Origin of the sequence: Shewanella sp. 1CM18E (assembly GCF_023161665.1) — a bacterium.
In the GTDB taxonomy this organism is placed as follows: Bacteria; Pseudomonadota; Gammaproteobacteria; order Enterobacterales; family Shewanellaceae; genus Shewanella.
This window is the reverse complement of the sequence record NZ_JALNTW010000007.1, coordinates 221335-241073: the sequence shown is the minus strand read 5'-3', so window position 1 is coordinate 241073 and position 19739 is coordinate 221335. Positions and strand designations below refer to the sequence as shown.

Sequence of the window (19739 nt, the reverse complement as noted above, 5' to 3'; positions counted from 1 at the left end):
CCTATAGGGATATATTTACGGCGTCTTGTTAACGCACGGTAGGAAAGCTCCCTTTTAGGGAGTTATATCAAAGCCACATTCTTCAGAAGGTGGATCTTTTACTTTTCAAATGAGCAGCGATTGGTATTAGACTTTGCCATGCCAACTAAGCTAACCTTGCCGCACCTTACCAAGTGCGCCTTTCGGGGCAGTATTTACAACAATAAACAGCGATGGCTGTATTCATTTAATTAGGATAGACATGCAGTATAAATGGGTACTTTTTGACGCTGATGAGACCTTGTTTCACTTTGATGCTTTTCAAGGCTTACAGCTAATGTTTTCAAGATTTGACGTAGATTTTAGCCGTCAAGATTTTGCCCACTACCAAAAGGTTAATCAGCCTCTTTGGGTCGATTATCAAGATGGCAAATTAACCGCTCAAGAGTTACAAAATATTCGTTTTACTGAATGGGCGCAGAAACTCACGGTTTCAACCCAAGAGTTAAACAGCGGATTTTTAAGTGCCATGGCAGACACTTGTCAGCTGCTTCCTGGTGCGCAAGAGCTTATTGACTCACTGACGGGTCGAGTCAATATGGGGATCATCACCAACGGTTTTACTGAATTGCAAAGTGTGCGTTTACAAAAGGTTGGTTTAGTCGATAGATTTTCGCCATTAGTGATCTCAGAAGAAGTGGGGATAGCTAAACCTGATGTCGGGATCTTTAATCATGCACTTTCTTTGATGGGCAACCCTGATAAAAGCTCAGTACTAATGGTGGGCGATAATCCGCACTCAGATATTTTGGGTGGCATTAATGCAGGTATTCATACCTGTTGGCTTAATAGCAATGGCGCTGAAAAGCCCCATGGTATTAATCCGCACTACCAAGTAAGCACTTTGTGTGAACTGCGTGAGATCTTAAGCTGTAAACAAAGTGCTTAATTGTCAACAATCGCCTCTATTTGCTTAGCTTTTCAAAGTGTAGCAAGCGGTTATTAGCAGGCATGGGATGATCAGTGATTAACTCCATGCCCTGCTTATTCGCCAACTCAATAATCCATTCAATATCTCGAATAGCGCTTTGGGCGTTTTGCTCGAGTAACCATAGGTCGAAGTTTCGATTACTGTCGCTACTGTATTGGCCGTTATAGTTAAATGGCCCATAGATACAGAGTTGGCCATGTAAGGCTAAATGCTTGCCTACACCTTTAAAAAAATCTTCAACCATATCTTTAGCCATGATGTGCAAAGTATTAGCGGTAAAGATCCCATCAATTACAGGTTTTTCTAGCTGAGTGATTGGCCATGCTTGTGTGACATCAAGCGTTAAAGGTGGACGTAAATTAATACTTGGCTCTTCTAGTAACCATGCATTAATACCATCATGGTAGATGCTTTGATCGCTGGTTTGCCAAATTAGATGCGGCATTAGCTTAGCAAAGTGCACCGCATGCTGGCCTGTGCCGCTGCCAATTTCTAGTACTTGGCTGGCTTGGCTAAAACATTGCTCGATAACAGCAGCAATTGCAGCCTTGTTGTTTTCACAAGATTGAGAGTAGGGAAGTGAGCTCACGGTAGCTGCTTTAGTTTGTAAATGATAGCTATTGTTTTACCGTGTCTAGTGGCTAAATTCAATCTTGGAAGAGGGAAATTACGGCTGTTTTTTATGCATTTTAGGCTTGAGAATGTTGAAAAGCTAAGTTTTGGCTTAAGAGCTCGCTACTTTTGAAATATTGGTATTTATCCGTAGGTTGGCAAAAGAAAAAGGGTTAAGCTCTAGGCTCAACGATAGAATAAAAGGTGAGTATTTTGGCTATAGAACACAACGAGATAGTTTCATTACTTAGCGAGCTTGAATGTAGAACTAACTTTTCGATTAAGAAAGTGACTGAGTACATGCTACCTAAGTTAAAAGAGCCTTTTTATTTGTATCTTGATGGTAAGCAAGCACAACTAGTGATCCGCCCAGCTTATGAGGTGTTTAAAGCTGATTTTGCAGAACTAGAAGGAGTGAACGCCAAAGAGCAATATTGCCATTACTCAGAGATGACACGTTTTCCTAAGCGGGTTCAGAAAAGCGTTAACGGCATACATTATGGCTTAGCTTTTAGCTTCGACAGTAAAGATGCACTTAAAGCTTTCATCGCTAAATTGATACAGATTAACCAAGGCTAAACTTACATGTAGTCTGATTGTTATAGTGGGTCTGTCAAAGGAGAGATGCGTGACCAAAACAGAAAAGAAAATCGATAAGTTAATCAGCCGCGCATTAACCTTAGTGTGTGAAAGCGCAAAAGAAGATGTAAACGGTTTCTTGTGGTTAACTCACCAAGTCAATTTTACCAAAGTTTCTGACAGCTTGATTATTCGTTTTATGTTCGACTCACAAACTGCATTGAGTGAGGCGATTGAAAGTGGCCAAACTCAACAGCTGGCATTGTTGAGTGAACGCATATTGAAGCAACACGACATTAAGCTTACTCAAGCGCTTAAGCAGTGCCGTTTTGAAGTTGTAAAAGCAAATAGCTAACTAACAGAGCGGTTATGTGGCAGTATTCCCTCCTAATTTCAACTCTGAAACATTTATACACCAAAAGGTATACCTGAATTTAACTTGTACTGGTTTACAATGCAGCCATTATCATTCGCCCTTTCATTGACAAGGAGTCGATTAAATATGGAATCTAATAGGGCTTCAGTTAAAGAGTCTGATGTTGATCCTGAGCTTGCAGCTTTGGTATCAGAGCTAAACCGTAAACGTATAAAGTTGTTTGTCTTTGTGATTGGGATTTTAGCTGGCTTACCGGCAGGATTTTATGGGGCACGTTGGGTGTACCAATTGATGTTTCCTCAGGGATAATACCAATCGATTAAGACATAAAAAAGGTACGTCATTGACGTACCTTTTTAGTTGGTATGTTTTAAGCTTACTTAGCTAAAAGACCACGGCTACGAAGTAATGGCTCAATGCCAGCTTCTTTACCACGGAACTGCTTGTATAGCTGCATAGGATCTTCACTACCACCTTGAGACAAGATGTTATCTCTAAAGGCATCTGCAGTCGCTTTGTCGAAAATACCATTTTCTTTAAAGGCTTCGAATGCATCAGCGCCTAAAATATCAGACCAGATGTAGCTGTAGTAGCCTGCAGAGTAACCGCCAGCAAAGATATGCGAGAAGTATGTGCTGCGGTAGCGCGGCGCAATTTCAGCAATCAGTCCCATTTTGTTTAGCGACTCTGCTTCAAATTTAGCAGCATCTTTTGGCATAAAGTCTGTCACTGTGTGCCAGTCTAAATCAAGCTTAGTCGCTGCCATGTACTCAACAGTTGCAAAGCCTTGGTTAAACTTACTTGCAGCTTGGATCTTTTTAACCAGTTCTTGCGGGATCACTTCACCTGTTTTGTAGTGCTTAGCAAATTGCGCCAGTACTTCAGGTTGGGTCATCCAGTTTTCCATTACCTGTGATGGGAACTCAACATAATCGCGTGGCACAGACGTACCTGCTTGAGAGCGATATTCAACATCAGACATCATACCGTGTAGAGCATGGCCAAATTCATGGAATAGCGTGCTAGCTTCATCAAACGTTAGCAACGCTGGCTCATCACCCGCAGGGCGAGGATAGTTAAGTACGTTAACAATAATTGGCTTAGATTCTACACCGTTCATGTTGTACTGCTGACGGTAAGAGTTCATCCAAGCACCACCGCGCTTACTATCACGAACAAAATAGTCGCCCATAAAGATAGCCATGAGCTCACCGTCTTTGTCATACACTTCCCAAGTGCGTACTTCATCGTTGTACTTAGGTAGATCTGTACGCTCTTTTACAGTAATACCGAATAAACGGTTAGCCGTATAGAACACACCTTGCAGGGTATTTTCTAGCGAGAAATACGGACGTGTTTGTTGCTCGTTAAAGCTGTATTTTGCAACACGGATTTTATCTGAGTAGTACCACCAGTCCCAACCGGCTAGCTTAAAGTCACCGCCTTCAGCATCGATAAGCGCTTGCATATCTGCAACTTCTGCTTCGGCTTGTGCAAGTGCTGCAGGCCAAATTTTGTTTAGCAGGGTATAAACATTTTCAGGAGTTTTTGCTGTGCGTTCTTCAAGTATAAAGTGGGCGTGCGTTTTGTAACCCATTAACTGTGCGCGCTCTGCACGTAGGGCTGCCATTTTGGCTAGAATTTTTTTGTTGTCGTTGGCGTTATCATTGTTACCACGATCAATATAACCTTTATACAGCTTTTCACGTAACTCGCGGTTATCTGCATACGTTAAGAATGGTGTAATTGATGGGCGTGAAGTGGTAAATACCCATTTACCATCATGGCCGCGTTTAGTTGCCGTTTGTGCAGCTGTCGCAATAACGTCAGCTGGTAAACCTGATAGTTGGGCTTCACTGTCGATAACCAATTCAAATGCATTGGTTTCAGCTAACAGGTTGTCACCAAACTCTAGGCTCAACTTACCAATTTGCTCGTTAAGAGCACGCAATTTAGTTTTGTCAGCATCATTTAAGTTAGCGCCGCCGCGAGTAAATGACTTATACGTATCTTCTAGTAACTTAGCTTGTGCCACATTGAGGTTAAGCTGGCTACGCTGCTCATAAACCGCTTTAACTTTTTGGAATAACGCATCATTTAGCAGCACATCATCACTTGCAGCAGACAGCATTGGCGATACTTGTTTTGAAATAGCTTGAAGCTGCTCGTTAGTATCTGCACCCGTTAGGTTATAGAAAACACTGGCTACTTTAGTTGTTAGCTCGCCAGAAAACTCCATCGCTTCGATAGTGTTGGCAAATGTAGGTGCAGCTGGGTTATCAATAATTGCTTGAATTTCTGCTTTGTGCTGTGCAATACCAGCTTTAAATGCTGGTAGATAATGCTCAGGTTTGATTTTATCAAAATCAGGGATCCCGAGGTAAGTATCGTATGGCTTGAAAAATGGATTGCTTGCGTTGTTTTCAATAATTTGAGCTGCAACGACGTTAGGTGCTTCTTGGGTCGTTGTAGTGGTGTTTGACGCGCTACATGCCGTAAGTGCTAATGCAAGAGCCACTGCCGACACGACTGGTTTGAGGGTTAATCCCTTCATATTTATATCCCCGACTTTAACTTGTTTTAAAAATCGCCTTTTAAATTACGCAGACGTTAACTTCTTTAAGTATCACGGTTAAAGGTGTGAGATCTATTGTAAAAGCTTAAACTTTGTAACAAAGCGTTCAATTAGCTATTTTTTGCACGTTTTACGGTTTTATTTGTGGCAAACTGCGCTTTTAAAACATAATAATAACAATTGGAAAGCTATGAAATTATCTCGCATATTGCGCACTTCTTTGGCCTTTACCACACTTTTAGCAAGCTCGTTTACTAGCCAAGCTAATGAGGTTTCTCCCCGTTCAGAGCTTGTCGCTAACTATGCGGTAGAGACCTATTCAACACCCATGGTTGATAATCTCGCAAAGTTAGTGGCATTTAATACTGAAGCCGTGCAGGGATTAACCCCCGACACTAATCCTGAGTTTATTGGCTTTAAAGAAGAGTTAAAGCGCTTGAGCAAAACACTGGGTTTAGACTTTAGTGACCATGGCTATGTTGTACTGATTGGACTAGGCGATAGCTCTGACAAACTTGGGGTGATCACTCATGGTGATGTGCAACCCGCCGATGCTAAATTTTGGCAAAAAAGCCCTTATGAGCTAGATGTAAGTTCTGAGCCAGGAAAATTAATTGGTCGTGGCACTGAAGACGACAAAGGCGCAATTGTCACGGCCATGTTTGCCATGAAAGCTATAAAAGACAAGCAACTCAAGCTAGATAAGCGAATTGAATTAATGGTTTATATGGCTGAGGAGTCAGATTGGCAGCCGCTTAGGGAGTTTTTAAAAGACTTCACTCCTGCAGATATTAATATCACTATTGATGCTGAATACCCGGTGGTTACCGCTGAAAAAGGTTGGAGCCAGATAACTTTTAGTTTACCAGAGATCACTACAGACACTTCTTTGAGTAAGCAGTCACAGCTTATTGAGTTTCACGGTGGATCATTTGCAAGTCAGGTGCCTCAAGAGGCAAGTGCTGTGATAAGCAATGTGAATAATGAGTTGCTTACAGCCTTAAAAGCCAAAGCGGCGACGCAAATGGCAATGACATATCATTTTGAGCAGAGTGCTGAAAACTTGCTGATCCTTGCGAATGGTAAGTCTGCTCACTCTTCAACTCCTGAAGATGGCGTTAATGCTGTGACTCATTTAGCTGAACTTTTATCAATTCATCAGTGGCCTAAATCAACCGCTTCACAGGCGCAGTTGTTTATTGCCGAAATGGTAGGTTTAGGCCTGTATGCTGAGCAGTTTGGGGAAATCGCTTATAAAGATGACTTCATGGGACATATGACTCTTGCTGCAACCGTGGTGAAGCAAAGCGAGCAGGGCATAGATCTGACCTTAAACCTAAGACGTCCTAAGGGAAAAGATAAGCAGCTACTTGAGCAGCAAGCACAAGCTGCAATTAAGCATTGGCAAGCACAGCATAGCGCTGAAATTACTAATCTAAAGACCTATTGGGGCGAGCCGATGGTGATGGAAGATGCGCCGCACTTATCGACACTACTAAATGTTTTTGAACACTTTACGGGTATTAAAAACCCGCAACCTGTTGCTATTGGTGGCTCGACCAATAGTAAGTTATTCCCTAATGCGTTGAGTTTTGGTCCTGCTATGCCGGGCGTTGAATATACCGGTCACAGTGAGTATGAATTTATTACTTATGAGCAATTTATGCTAAATCTAAAAATGTATACTGCGGCATTTATTGAGTTAGCAGCTAAATAGCACTTTATAGAATATGCATGATTAATAGTTTGCTCGCTATTTTACTATTAATCATGCTGCTTAAACGGCAAAATTTGCAGCTTTCATATTCTTAGGTGTTTTAGTTAACCCTGTGATCTAACGCTTTGTTTATGTGTTATGTGCCTATGATTTCGTGATAGCAATCAATGCGATGCAACGATGAATTTGCCAGAATAACCGCTGATTTTTATAAGCGGGAAACCCTACCTGTATGCGCAATAACCAGCCTGTAACGCAAACTGAAAAAACCTTAACCGGCAACTGTATTTTACTGTCGACAACAGATCTTAACGGTAATATTAAATACGCTAATGAGGGCTTTATCAACGTTAGTGGTTATAGCTTTGGTGAGTTACAAAACCAACCGCATAATCTAGTGCGTCACCCTGATATGCCTGAAGCGACTTTTAGCTCACTTTGGGACAGAGTAAAACAGGGTAAACCTTGGGTGGGTATCGTTAAAAATCGTACAAAATCTGGCGATCATTATTGGGTTAATGCCTATATTGCACCTGTGTATGAGAATGGCAAAATTCACGAGTATCAATCGGTACGGCGCAAAGCTACCCCTGAGCAGATTGATCGCGCACAAACCATTTATAAAGCAGTAAAAGAGGGCAAACAGCCTGCAGCGCTTAAAAAGCCAATAATAGGCTTTTGTGCAAAATTGTACACTTGGTTGATGTTATCTGTTTTGTTTGCAGTTTTACTTGCACAGTACTCGCCCGTGTTCGCAGCATTAGTAATGTGCTTGGTTGCAGGGTTAGGTTTAAGTGTAATATTGAAACCATTTAATCAAGTTGTCACTCAGGCTCAAGGTATTGTTACAGATCCTTTAGCGACGGGAGTATTTACCGGTCGCCAAGATGAAATTGGTCAGGTGAGTTTTGCTTTGCAATTTCTACTTACCGAAACTGGCGGTGTTGTTGGGCGTATGGCAGATTCTGCCGGTTCAATAGAGACCCTTAGCGCCAGCTTAAACGATACAATTGCCAATACTCGCCAGCGTGCTGACAGCCAAAGTCAGCAAACCAGTCAAGCAGCGACAGCTATGGAAGAGATGAGCGCCAGTTTCAGTGAGGTGAGCCAAAACATTCATAGCGCAGCGCAAGAGATGTCAGTCAGCAATATTTCGGCCCAGCAGGGGCATGACCTACTTGAGCGAGTAGTTGATTCAATTAATCAACTAAAAGACGAAGTGGGCAATTTTGCTACTGTAGTGGCCTCAATTGAGCAAGATAGCCAAGATATTAATAAAGTACTGGAAGTTATTCGCGGCATTGCGGAGCAAACCAATTTGTTGGCTTTAAATGCGGCAATTGAAGCCGCTAGAGCGGGTGAGTCTGGGCGTGGTTTTGCTGTGGTTGCTGACGAAGTGCGCCAGCTTTCAAGTCGTACTAGCGAGTCGACATCGCATATTGAAGCGATAGTCAGCAAGTTTCGTGATAGTACCGCGATGGCGACCAAAGCAATGGAAGCGGGGCAGCAAAAAGCAGCGCTTTCAGTTGATTTAGCCAAGCAAGTGGATGAGTCATTTGAAGCCCTTAGAGCATCGATTGTAAAGATGAATGTAATGAGTGATGAAAATGCCTGTGCTATGACGCAGCAAACCACGGTAGCCAATGAAATTAGCCACTCCATTCAGGTGATTAGTGAGCTGTCGCTTGAGAGCTTAGAGCAGACCCAAAATGCTGCTGAGCGCGGTGAGCAAGTGCTGCGTTTATCGGCCAAAACTAACCATTTGTCTCAGCAGTTCTGGGAGCAGAGCGTACAACGTAAGATATAAAGCTATTCAGTGTTAGGATTTGAGAAAAAGCGCGGCTTTTATAAGCTGCGCTTTTTTAATTAATGGCTTTCAATTTTAATTTGCCATTAGCAAATGATATGCACTGGTCGTCGAGTTAGAATTTATAAGCAACGCTAACTCTTACGTCTCTGCCCGCAGCAGCGACGCCATCACCCATGTAAGGTTTGTAATACTGGTTGGTTATATTTTTCACTGTTAAATAGGCCTCCCAGTTATTTAGCAGACCTGACTCACCTGTGAACGCAATATAGAAGTCTTGAATAAAGTAAGCATCCGTTGCTTGATCAGTTCTAAAGCTACTGGCAACAGGCATTTTATCTTCAGATTTACTGTCGTACCATTTTCCGCGCCACGCTAACATCAAATCACTAGTTAGGTAATAACCCAGCTTTAAACCAATGTTTGTTGGTGCTAAATCGGCAAGGTATTCATCTTCACCTGTTGAATCTTTTAAGCTGCCATTGTGTTTACCGGTAATGTAGGACGCGTCTAAATCAGCAAACAGATCGTGATACCGATAGTTGATCACGAGATCGGCACCTTTGTTGTAATAACCGTCAAGGTTAGTGTTGTAACCCTGTGCTTGCTCTACTGAATGGACTCCAGAACGTTTGGCGATATCATTTTCACCTTGGTGGTAATAAAGAGTTATTTGAGTTGAGAGTACATCGTCATTGGCAAATAAATCGTTATTAACTTGAGTCATACCCAGTTTGTAAGCATGTAAACGTTCTAATTCTAGATCTCGACTAGACATGATGGCTTTACTGGCTTTGGCGTATTGCACTGTGTAGATATCATCAATAACCGGTGCTTGCAGCGTATAAGCGTAGTCGAAGCTAATTTGTGTTTGCTCACTAAACTGATAGTTAATGCCTAAACGAGGCGATAAACCTGAGTGAGAAACTGCACTATAGTCATGGCCAGCGGAGAAGTCGTTATAATCAGATGCTAAGTTGCCTTTACCTTCGCTACGTATATGGTCGTATCTAAGTGAAGGTTTGATTGCCAAATCATCGGTTATTTGGTAATTAAACTCAGCATACACACTGGAAGTCTGCTGTTTGCCGCTTGGTTGATAATAAGGCGTATATAGGCCAAAGTTTTTGGCTACTTTGTTTTCATAAGTCTTGTTATAAACTAAAGAATCGCGATCGGAACTCAAATACTGCAGACCAACAATAAGGTTATTGTCACCAAACCAGCTGGTATTATTGATATCTACAAACGAGCGCTTGTAATCAAGCCAAGATTCATGACCAAAGTTACCCACTGATACATACATTTTCTCCCATGCGATATCTGGGCGTACCCAATGACGCTGATTATCACTTGTTGATAGTACCAGTTGCGTATCAATCCAATCATTGCTCGGAGTGTAGCGATAATTGAGTGAGTAATTAGTATCTTGATAGGTGTTAGCGGCAGTAGTTGCGTATAGCGCAGTTTCATAATCACCATATTTTTTTATATTGTAATCACTAATTGTCGGCATCTGACCGCGACGATTTGCCCAAGGTTTTTGCCCTTCATCTTTATAGTCTGTCATCGACAATGACAGCAAGTGATCTCCATAGTCGAAGTCAATTTTAGCGAGTAGACTATTTTGGCGATAACCGGAATAACGCAGTTTAGCTCCGTCACCAGTATCAAACTCGGGTGGTTGCCCCTCATCGGCGATATTGTCTCCCCATATACCTTTGCCTAATGTTGTATCGTTTGCATCACGGTAGGTGTAGTTAACAATAGCGGAAAGGTGGCGATTAACTTGACCGTATACACTGATTAAGCTTCGTTTTTCATCATCATTGTCGCTGTAACCAGCTTTTAGTCGTGCGCCAAAGTGCTCGCCTGGTTTTAAAAAGTCTTCAGCGCTTTTGCTGGTCACATACATTGAACCACCAAACCCGCCATTTCCAGAACGAACATCGTGAGCACCTTTGATGACCTGAACTTGTTTAATAAGATCGGGTTCAATAAAGAACGAGCCGTAACGATATTGCTCAAAACCTTGTGGCGCATTATCTAAATAAAGATTGAGATCTTCTTCATCACCAAATCCCCAGACATTAATTCGCTCACCGCCGACTCGTGTACCGCCGTCAATATTAATGCCAGGCAGTTCATCGACCAGTTCAGCAAATTGTGTCGACTGCTGCTCTTCAATTTCCTTCATGGTAATAATGGCTGTGCCTGGCGGGGTGAGTTTTAGCTCGCGAGGATAGGATCTCCCGGTTACTTTTATGACTTCAATTGGATCAACTTTAGCTGCACCAAGCACTTTATTAGATGCTTCAGTCATTGATTTCTGCTTAGAGGGCTCCTCAACTAACGATATATTTTCGCTTTGCGCGTAGACATGAGATTGGATGGATAATGCAATAAAAGATAATGAAAACAATTTAATAGGACGTGATAGCACCAGAGTATTCTCTTGGTAAGAAAAGATGGCGGCGAGTATAAAGTAAAAATAACTAGATGATAATGATTGTCATTTGTGATTTATGTATAAAGATCTTATGTTACAAAGGTGACAAGGGTAATTGAGCAAGTCGCTGTTTGAATGCAGGCTAACATTGGCAGCGCTAGCAATGGTGTTAATGGTGGATAGGCCACTAATATCGAGTAAAGAAAGTGATTAAAAGTAGCCGTTGCTGAGACCGACCAACTGCTACTTTATACTGAGCAAACTATTAAAATTTACAAACGTCTAATAAAGGATTCGATATAAGCGGGTGTTCGAGCATTTAAAATAGGATCGGCTGATGGCGCAATGCCTTCAGGCAATAAGACAGGGTTAAAAATGCTTTTATCGCATTGTTGAACACTACTTTGCTTGTCTTGCTTGCCATCTATGATGACTTGACCGACCAACACACGTTGACGTGATTCTGGCCATAGAACAGTAGGGTCGGTGATTATATCGTTACTATCTGCCAGTTTTACGTATAGGTTCCAAACTGCTGGCGTGGTTTCAATTCGATTGAGCAATTCCTGTTTTAGGAAGTCATCAGAGCGGGTTGCAAGCTCTGCTTGTGTCAATGCAACTTGACCAGCGGCTGGTTCGAAAATCCAGCGTCCAGCGATCTGGCTGTTATCTGAGTTATTAAACAGGAAACTGTTTACGCCAAAGTAGCGGCTAGTAGCATAGCTGCTACTTTTTGGCAGTTGACTAACATATTCAAAAAAAGCTTTTGCATCAGGTTTATTGTCGATAAGCCACTGCTTTCCTTCAGCGCCTTGTTTTACTTTAGTTTGAAAAGTAAAAAAGTCTTCTAGATTACTGGCGAAAAATAGCTGTGCATTCGATGTGACAAAATTAAGGCTTTCCTTATCACCATCAATTTTTAGCGACATAAAGCGACCCGCACCTTTATCCGATGCATGTGGGTTGGTTCCTCCAAGTGAAAAGCGCGCGGTGACCTTTATCTCTTGCTGCTCTAAAAAAGGAATGTTGAATTGTTTATTAATGTGCGCAGATGGCTTAAACGTCCCAGAGGTACAAAAGCCTTTAGCGTGGTTGCGTAGCTTTACTTTCTTACCTGCCTCCCGACTCGCTGTATTGGGTGTGCCATTGACTGCGTCAACTAGTTCTGGAATAGATTTTTCTGCGGCCATAGTGGCTGAGGAAAGCAAAGCCAAACCAGTATATATGCCAGCCTGAATGAGTGGATTAATCGCGTTAGATAAGTGCTTTTTTAACGAGATAGTGCTGTGAGTCATGTTGTTTATTATCATAATATGAAACCCAAAATCGATACGTTGGGAATATAGAACGGAGCAGCTAAAAATATCTTTCGCCAAAGACAGTTTTTTTATTCAAAACTGGTTTTAACCGCTTTAATGCTAGCGACTCGTTTAGATGTTCGTTTTAGTGCTAGGCGGGGAGGCTGTGTTGAGTCTGCATAATGAGTGAACAAGGTTTACTGCTTATTCGTTAAGAGTGCTGGTCTTATTTGAGTTTGTTCGCTAGATTGGGGCTATACATGAGCTTTGGCAAAGGGCTAGATGATGAACTCCTTGTCGCATCGTAACTTTAAGCTAGTATATAAAATCCAGACGCGAATATAGAAAAGCCACTTCCGCAATAAGGATGAGGCTAATCATAAAGTGTCTTAAAGTGTGTAGTGAGTAGATTTGCTGTTAGTTATATGCTTCTAAACATTCAACAATTAAATCCACAAAACCTTGTCTATCTAATTTACAAAGCACTTGAGTGTTGTGTGGGTTGTTGGTTAACTGATAACGGTCAACCACAGTCATCCCTTGCGTGTACTCGCCCTTAGTTTCAACGCCTACCCAGCAGTCGTATGAGGTAAATAGCTCAGGTTTTAATAACCACGCGATAGTGCATGGATCGTGCAGCGGTGCGCCTTCAAAGCCCCATTTTGGATCTCTATGGTAGATCATAAAGAAATCCAGTAGCTCTGCCACACACTTAGCCACAGGGTTTGGAATAACTCGGATACGTTCGATATCTTCATCCATGATCTGTGCTTGATGAGTAATATCAAGGCCACACATGGTAATTGGAATACCTGATTTGAACACCATGTCAGCCGCTTCAGGGTCAACAAAAATATTAAACTCTGCTGCAGGTGTCCAGTTGCCCGCTTCGGCTGCGCCGCCCATTAATACGATGCGCTCAACTTTACTGTGTAGCTCTGGATAGGTTGATAAAAATAGTGCGATATTGGTTAATGGCCCTGAAGGTACAAGCGTTACAGGCTCATCGCTTTCACGTACTTTTTGCGCCATTAGCTCAATACCAGAGATTGCTAGTGGTTCAAATGCAGGATCTGGCAGTTTTGGTCCATCTAAGCCACTTTCACCGTGAACATTGTCGGCAATAATCAACTCGCGTGCTAACGGCTTAGGTGCTCCTGCAGCAACAGGAATATCATGACGCTCAAGTAGAGTTAGAATGCGCAGCGCATTGTTTAAGGTTTTGTCTGGGGTTTGATTGCCGGCGCTGGTGGTCACTGCAAGTGGCTTTAGCGCTTGGCTGCTCATGGCTAAAATCAATGAAATAGCATCATCGTGGCCTGGGTCGCAATCAAGAATAATTGGTTTTGCCTTTGCTGGCATAGTTGTAGGGCTCATTGTTTCTCCGCATAGTTGCGTTTATAGATTGTTGAACATCCTAGATTTTAATGATCATTAAAACTGTGACTTAGCGTTTGCTTTGTGAGTGAGAGCATGTGATTGCTCATATACTAACTCGCTAACTACTGATATGAAAAAGCCCTAAACTTAATAAGGGCTTAGGTTGTTTCGGTGAAATAAAGCTAGTAGCCTAGTGTTTGACTACCCGCACGACGTGGGTCGCTCGCACCAAATATGCCTTGCTCAGTAACCATAATTGATTGGGTTGAACCAATAGCATTATTGACCTTTACTTCATGCCCCTTAGCTTTGAGTAACGTTTGCGTATCTTGATTAAGTGTATGCTCGACACGTAACAGATCGGGTAACCATTGGTGATGGATACGAGGTGCGTTTGTCGCCTCTGCAATATTTAAATCATGATCAATAACATTCATAATGATCTGCATGGTGGTGGTAATAATACGTGAGCCACCGGGGCTGCCCGTTACAATATAAGGCTTACCGTCTTTCATCACTATCGTGGGACTCATAGAGCTTAACGGGCGCTTGTTGGCCTCAACTGCATTGGCTTCTCCGCCAATTAAGCCAAAACCATTTGGGGTTCCGGGTTTAGCTGAGAAATCATCCATTTCATTATTCAGTAAAATACCGGTGCCTTTGGCGACTAGCCCTGAGCCATAACTAAAGTTCAAGGTATAGGTGTTTGAAACAGCATTACCCCATTTATCTACCACTGAGTAGTGAGTGGTCTGGTTACTCTCGTATGGAGCGAGCTTACCGGGTTTAATCTCGCTGCTTGGCGTAGCTTTATCGGCAGATATTTGCTTAGCAAGTTGCTTGGCGTAGTCTTTACTGATCAATGCTTTTACGGGTACATCATAAAAGTCAGGATCGCCTAGATACTCGCTACGGTCAGCATAGGCGCGCTTCATGGACTCTGTCATTAAATGCAGGGTAGCAGCTGTATTGTGGCCGAGTTTGTCGATGGGATACTCTTCGAGCATATTGAGCATTTCAATTATGTGTATACCACCTGAAGAGGGGGGCGGCATAGATACAACTTGATAACCACGATATTCACCAATAACAGGTTCACGCTCAATAACCTTATAGTTTTTTAGGTCATCTAAAGTCATGATCCCGCCAGCAGCATCAATCGCAGCAACGATTTTTTCAGCGGTCTCACCTTGATAGAAGCCTTTACTGCCAGACTTTGCAATTAGTGATAGTGAGTGCGCGAGTTCTGGCTGTTTTAATATTTCGTCGGTTTGGTAATTTGAGCCATCAGCTTTATAAAAAATTTCTGCCGAGCTTGGCCACTGGGCGATACGGCGTTTAAGGCCTGAAAGTGATGTTTGCAGATCGGGTGTAACCGCGATGCCATTTTGGGCCATATCAATCGCAGCTTGGGTGACTTGTTTCATCGTCATGGTGCCGTATTTTTCCAGTGCCAGTTCCATGCCCATTACGGTGCCAGGTACACCGATGGCAAGCCCATGTTCACGGCTTAGTTTTTTTACTGGATCACCATTTGCATCAAGAAAGAGCTCTTTATGGGCTTTTTGTGGTGCCATTTCACGATAATCGATAGCGATGGTTTTATTCGGTTCGGCTAAGTGAACCAGCATAAAGCCGCCGCCACCAATATTGCCGGCTCTTGGCAAGGTGACGGCCAGAGCAAACCCGACAGCGACTGCGGCATCAACTGCATTACCGCCTTGCTTTAAAATCTCGACGCCTGCTTGAGTGGCTAATGCTTCTTGGCTCGATACCATGCCATGCTTAGCCCATACAGGCTGTGCGGTCGCCATATGACTATAAATTGATGGCTCTTTAGCTTGTGCCGGCGCGCTTGCGGTAATGGTTAATGTGGTTAAAGGGATAACCATTGAAATCGCAAATGCTAGTGTCTTAAACGAATAAGATGTAACTGGTTGCGCTTGAGATGATAGCGGTTTCGGCAAGCGGGTTTTAAAGGCGCGCATGTTGGGTCCTTGCAGTGGTATTAGGTCAAAATGTTGTCAAGCTAAAAGCCGTTTTCTTTATTGTTATCACCTGAGGTAACTCGTTATAGTATTGTCAATTAGTACGGTAATTATCTGCAGGTAAACGCAATGTGACGTTTATTCGCGCTAAATGCAAGCCTAGCTAAGGGCGATGGCACTGTTACGACAGAGATATTTAAAGGTCAATTTTTATCAATTGATCTGCAAGGAAGATGATTTGGCAAAATTAAATAGTGAAAAAGCAGCTTCAAAAGATAGCGATATATCAATGAGAACTGGCAACTGCAATGCTAGCGATGTTAGTACTAGTGATCTCAGTACGAGCAATATCAGCAACGCAGCTTATGAGATTGAGCTGGTTGATGCGATAACTAAGATCCCAGCGGCTTGTTGGAATCGTTTAATGGCTGATGATAATCCGTTTAATCGCCATGAGTATTTATCGGCCCTTGAAGTCAGTGGCAGTGTTTGTACTAAAACCGGCTGGACGCCACTGCATTTGCTAGTAAAACAGCAGGGCGAAAAAGCCGAAATAGTTGCTGTGATGCCTTTGTATATTAAGGCTCATTCATATGGTGAGTATGTGTTTGACTGGGCATGGGCGGACGCATATGAGCGCCATCAGCTAGCGTATTATCCGAAGCTGTTATCAGCGATCCCATTTACACCTACAACAGGTAAACGCTTAGGGATTGATAAAAGTAGAACCGAATCTGAGCAAAAGCGTATATGGCAAGTCGTTGCAGGTACTCTTAATCGTTGTTTATTAGAGTATGACTTTTCTAGCTGGCACTGTTTGTTTTTACCAAAAGGTCAGTTTGAGCAACTTTCTCACACTAAGAGTTTGCAGCGATTAGGCACTCAATTTCATTGGTTCAATCGTCAGTACCAAGACTTTGATAGCTTTTTAGCATCGCTAAGTTCAAGAAAGCGCAAAGATATTAAAAAAGAGCGCGCCAAAGTTAATGATGCACAATTGAGTTTTGAATTTATTGAAGGCGCGCAGATCACAGCTGAACTGTGGCAGCAGTTTTATGCCTGTTATCAGCAAACCTATGCTAAACGTTCAGGTCACTATGGCTACCTTAATCAGGCTTTTTTTGAAACGTTAGGTCAAACTCTAACGGATGCGGTTATTTTGCTCGTTGTTAGCAATAGCGAACAACAGTTGATTGCATCAGCGCTGTTTTTTAAGTCTAACACTCATCTATATGGCCGTTATTGGGGCGCGTTAGTTGATGTTGATGGGCTACATTTTGAAGCTTGTTATTATCAAGGCATAGAATACTGCATTAAACATGGTTTACAGGTATTTGATGCTGGGGCGCAGGGGGAACATAAGGTGCCTCGGGGCTTTGAGCCGGTAGCGACATATTCTAATCACGAGATCGCCCATCAAGAGTTTAGACAAGCGATCCATAGCTTTACACTGCAAGAAGCGGAGAACATTAAAACCTATATGCAGCAACTTAAGCTGAAACTTCCCTATAAATCCCTTATCTAAATATAAGGGATTAAATGCAAGGGATTAAATGCAAGGGATTATATTAACGGCGCAGGTTAGCAAAAGCCTGATATACCATTTAACAGGGATAGTTTTAGTAGCTTTGAGCTCGAGTACCAAATTGTTGCTGGATTGACGCTGAAAGTTTGTAGATCCACTTATTGTAATTGCGGTGAATATTGCCGTTGTTGTAGTCTAAATTAGTGCTATCGACATAATTGATATTATAAAACTTATCGTCATAAGTGATTTGCACATGCGCTTTATGAGAGCGAACGGTTATATAGGCATCAATGGTATTGTTATCGGCAACAACAGGCGTCCAGCCTTTGGCCTGACAACCTTTAATAATTGCTTGCTCAATAGTTTGTGCACTATTTGTAGGGATAGGTTCTTTATTTAATTCTACAAGAGGTGTTGATGTACAACCCGATAGAAATAGTCCTGCTACAAATAGTATTAACAACTTAAACGACTTCATGTTATTCACCTTGATACTGTTAATATGTGCTTATTGCTGACTTAAGCTACAGCAAGCCAAACGCCAACCAAAATCATTAAGCTGCCAGCAATACGATTCATCCATTTGATATTATCGCCGCGACTTAAAAATATTCTTAAGCTTTTTCCACCTGCAGCATACGCCATCATGCTGATTAATTCAGTAAATAAAATGATGCTCACAAGTGCTAAAAGTTGCGGCGCCACTTCACGCTCAACATTAATAAAGGGGGGCAGTAAAGACACCATAAATGCCCAACCTTTAGGATTAGCTATTGCGGTAATAAAGCCCTGTGAAATTAGCTCAAAATTGCCAACACTAGGGGCTTGTTGGCCTTCGATGATGGCCATTTTTCCTTTTGAGCGCCACATGTTGACGCCAATATAGACTAAGTAAAGTCCGCCAACCCACTTTAAAATTGCAAATAGTTCAGGATAGTTAAGCATAATGCTCGCTACGCCCATAACGGCGGCAATCGCTACCAGTGCAACACCGACAAGCTCGCCAAGCATCATCCATAAGGTTCTGCGAAAGCCAATACTCATTCCGAGTGTCATAGCAAGGGTCATGCACATGCCTGGAGTAATTGAAACAAAGAAGAAAGTTGGTAAAAACACGGCAAGTAGTGCTAAATCAGGCATTGTATAGATTCTGTACTTCGGTTGTTTAGCTGATCTACAGCGCATAACAACAAGGGCTAAATAAAGGTGCACAGTGTAGAGAAAAACGTGGCTCAGCGATAGATAAAATAAAACCAGCTAAAAAGCTGGTTTTATTGTTTACTGCATAGGTTGGTGTTTGCTCAAGTCTATGCTTGAATTTTGATCGTAGACTTGCACTAAGCGAGTGCTAGAACTAAAACGTAAGCCTAATCCTAAATCTTAGTTTTACAGTACGCCACGGCGCTGCTGATCACGCTCGATAGATTCAAATAGTGCAGTAAAGTTACCTTCACCAAAACCCAAATTATTCTTGCGTTGAATGATCTCAATGAAAATTGGACCAAATAGGTTTTTAGTAAAGATTTGTAGCAAGTACCCGTCTTCATCACCATCAACCAAAATTTGGTGATGCTTAATGCGTTCACGATCTTCAGTCACTTGCGGCAGTTTTTCAAAAATGGTGTCGTAATACTCAGGGATAATATCCAATGTCTGAATCGACGAGCCTTCCATTGCATCGAGTGAGCCAACAATATCGCGGCTTCTGAACGCTAAATGCTGAACACCCGGGCCATCATATTCACGTAAATACTCATCAATCTGGTTTTTATCGTTACCTTTACCTTCGTTGATTGGAATACAGAAGCTTCCATCTGGCGAACGCAGTGCATAAGAGATAAGGGCTGTTTGTGAGCCTTTAATGTCGAAATAACGCACTTCAGTAAAACCAAAGATATCTTTATAGAAGTTCGACCAGTACTCCATTGTGCCTTTGTAGACATTGTTAGTTAAATGGTCGACTTCCATAAAGCCTTTTTCTTGAGTGATGATTTGCTCATCTAAGTCTTTGAAATCTTTAGCGTAGATGTTATCTGTCTCGCCAAAGGTGTCGATAAAGTAAATGAGGCTATCACCAATGCCGTAAATCGCTGGATATGGCAGATCTTTAGCCGTATCATCAGCAGGCTTTGCTCCGCGAGCAACGGCGCCTTCAAATGCAAACTGGGCGTCTTCTACGCGCCAACCCATAGAGCAAATCGCTGGGCCATGGCTTTTAGCAAACTCAGCAGAAAAGCCCTTACGTTCGGTATTAAGCAAGAAGTTAATATCGTTTTGCTTGTAATATAAAATCTCTTTAGATTTTGATTTTTTTAGCAATGAAAAACCGAAATCAATAAATACCTGATGCATGAAATCTTGTTCAGGCGTTGCAAACTCAGTAAATTCGATACCAAGTAAGCCTAGTGGGTTTTGTTCGCTTGCCATTGTTATATCCTCTGTCAATTTGATCCTACAAAC

16 protein-coding genes are annotated in these 19739 nt (G+C 42.2%); 7 read left to right on the top strand and 9 right to left on the bottom strand.

The annotated features are described in order from the left end of the window. Positions 1-241: 241 nt before the first annotated feature. Positions 242-928 (top strand): pyrimidine 5'-nucleotidase, encoded by a 687-nt coding sequence (gene yjjG, locus MSG37_RS11890; RefSeq protein ID WP_248470871.1) that lies wholly within the window; start codon positions 242-244, stop codon positions 926-928. 16 nt (positions 929-944) lie between these two features. Here yjjG and MSG37_RS11885 read toward each other — a convergent pair whose 3' ends face one another. Then, a complete protein-coding gene (locus tag MSG37_RS11885; protein ID WP_248470870.1) occupies positions 945-1559 on the bottom strand; it encodes a DUF938 domain-containing protein in 615 nt (204 codons plus the stop codon). A gap of 236 nt (positions 1560-1795) precedes the next feature. Here MSG37_RS11885 and MSG37_RS11880 point away from each other — a divergent pair, with 236 nt between their 5' ends. The 3 genes from MSG37_RS11880 to MSG37_RS11870 all read left to right on the top strand — a co-directional run bounded on the left by MSG37_RS11880 (position 1796) and on the right by MSG37_RS11870 (position 2846). Further along, positions 1796-2161 carry a hypothetical protein gene (locus MSG37_RS11880; protein ID WP_248470869.1) on the top strand — a complete coding sequence of 122 codons (366 nt, stop codon included), beginning with the start codon at positions 1796-1798 and terminating at the stop codon, positions 2159-2161. 49 nt (positions 2162-2210) lie between these two features. Continuing rightward, entirely contained in the window at positions 2211-2516 is a 306-nt protein-coding gene (locus tag MSG37_RS11875; RefSeq protein WP_248470868.1) for a Fis family transcriptional regulator, read from the top strand. Between the two features lie 147 nt (positions 2517-2663). After that, a complete protein-coding gene (locus MSG37_RS11870) occupies positions 2664-2846 on the top strand; it encodes a hypothetical protein (protein ID WP_248470867.1) in 183 nt (60 codons plus the stop codon). A gap of 67 nt (positions 2847-2913) precedes the next feature. On the opposite strand, the gene MSG37_RS11865 is transcribed toward MSG37_RS11870, so the two are convergent. Then, positions 2914-5091 carry a M3 family metallopeptidase gene (locus MSG37_RS11865; protein WP_248470866.1) on the bottom strand — a complete coding sequence of 726 codons (2178 nt, stop codon included), beginning with the start codon at positions 5089-5091 and terminating at the stop codon, positions 2914-2916. A gap of 211 nt (positions 5092-5302) precedes the next feature. Here MSG37_RS11865 and MSG37_RS11860 point away from each other — a divergent pair, with 211 nt between their 5' ends. Together MSG37_RS11860 and MSG37_RS11855 are read left to right on the top strand one after the other, a co-directional pair. After that, positions 5303-6829 (top strand): dipeptidase, encoded by a 1527-nt coding sequence (locus tag MSG37_RS11860; RefSeq protein WP_248470865.1) that lies wholly within the window; start codon positions 5303-5305, stop codon positions 6827-6829. 232 nt (positions 6830-7061) lie between these two features. Further along, entirely contained in the window at positions 7062-8636 is a 1575-nt protein-coding gene (locus tag MSG37_RS11855; RefSeq protein WP_248470864.1) for a PAS domain-containing methyl-accepting chemotaxis protein, read from the top strand. 115 nt (positions 8637-8751) lie between these two features. Here MSG37_RS11855 and MSG37_RS11850 read toward each other — a convergent pair whose 3' ends face one another. The 4 genes from MSG37_RS11850 to ggt all read right to left on the bottom strand — a co-directional run bounded on the left by MSG37_RS11850 (position 8752) and on the right by ggt (position 15655). Beyond that, the gene (locus tag MSG37_RS11850; RefSeq protein ID WP_248470863.1) at positions 8752-10959 is read right to left on the bottom strand and encodes a TonB-dependent receptor; all 2208 of its coding nucleotides are present in this window, start codon (positions 10957-10959) and stop codon (positions 8752-8754) included. Between the two features lie 398 nt (positions 10960-11357). Next, on the bottom strand, positions 11358-12380 hold the full coding sequence (locus tag MSG37_RS11845; protein WP_248470879.1) for a catalase family peroxidase: 1023 nt from the start codon (positions 12378-12380) through the stop codon (positions 11358-11360). Between the two features lie 420 nt (positions 12381-12800). Further along, entirely contained in the window at positions 12801-13760 is a 960-nt protein-coding gene (gene rihA / locus MSG37_RS11840; protein ID WP_248470862.1) for a pyrimidine-specific ribonucleoside hydrolase RihA, read from the bottom strand. Positions 13761-13945: 185 nt separating this feature from the next. Further along, positions 13946-15655 (bottom strand): gamma-glutamyltransferase, encoded by a 1710-nt coding sequence (gene ggt / locus MSG37_RS11835; RefSeq protein WP_248470878.1) that lies wholly within the window; start codon positions 15653-15655, stop codon positions 13946-13948. Positions 15656-15989: 334 nt separating this feature from the next. Between ggt and MSG37_RS11830 the strand changes: the two genes are divergently transcribed. Further along, positions 15990-17276 carry a GNAT family N-acetyltransferase gene (locus MSG37_RS11830; protein ID WP_282446643.1) on the top strand — a complete coding sequence of 429 codons (1287 nt, stop codon included), beginning with the start codon at positions 15990-15992 and terminating at the stop codon, positions 17274-17276. A 94-nt stretch (positions 17277-17370) separates the two neighbouring features. Here MSG37_RS11830 and MSG37_RS11825 read toward each other — a convergent pair whose 3' ends face one another. The 3 genes from MSG37_RS11825 to hppD all read right to left on the bottom strand — a co-directional run bounded on the left by MSG37_RS11825 (position 17371) and on the right by hppD (position 19706). After that, a complete protein-coding gene (locus tag MSG37_RS11825; RefSeq protein ID WP_248470861.1) occupies positions 17371-17757 on the bottom strand; it encodes a hypothetical protein in 387 nt (128 codons plus the stop codon). A gap of 41 nt (positions 17758-17798) precedes the next feature. Then, the gene (locus MSG37_RS11820; protein WP_248470860.1) at positions 17799-18419 is read right to left on the bottom strand and encodes a LysE family translocator; all 621 of its coding nucleotides are present in this window, start codon (positions 18417-18419) and stop codon (positions 17799-17801) included. A gap of 246 nt (positions 18420-18665) precedes the next feature. After that, on the bottom strand, positions 18666-19706 hold the full coding sequence (gene hppD / locus MSG37_RS11815) for a 4-hydroxyphenylpyruvate dioxygenase (RefSeq protein WP_248470859.1): 1041 nt from the start codon (positions 19704-19706) through the stop codon (positions 18666-18668). Positions 19707-19739 lie beyond the last annotated feature (33 nt).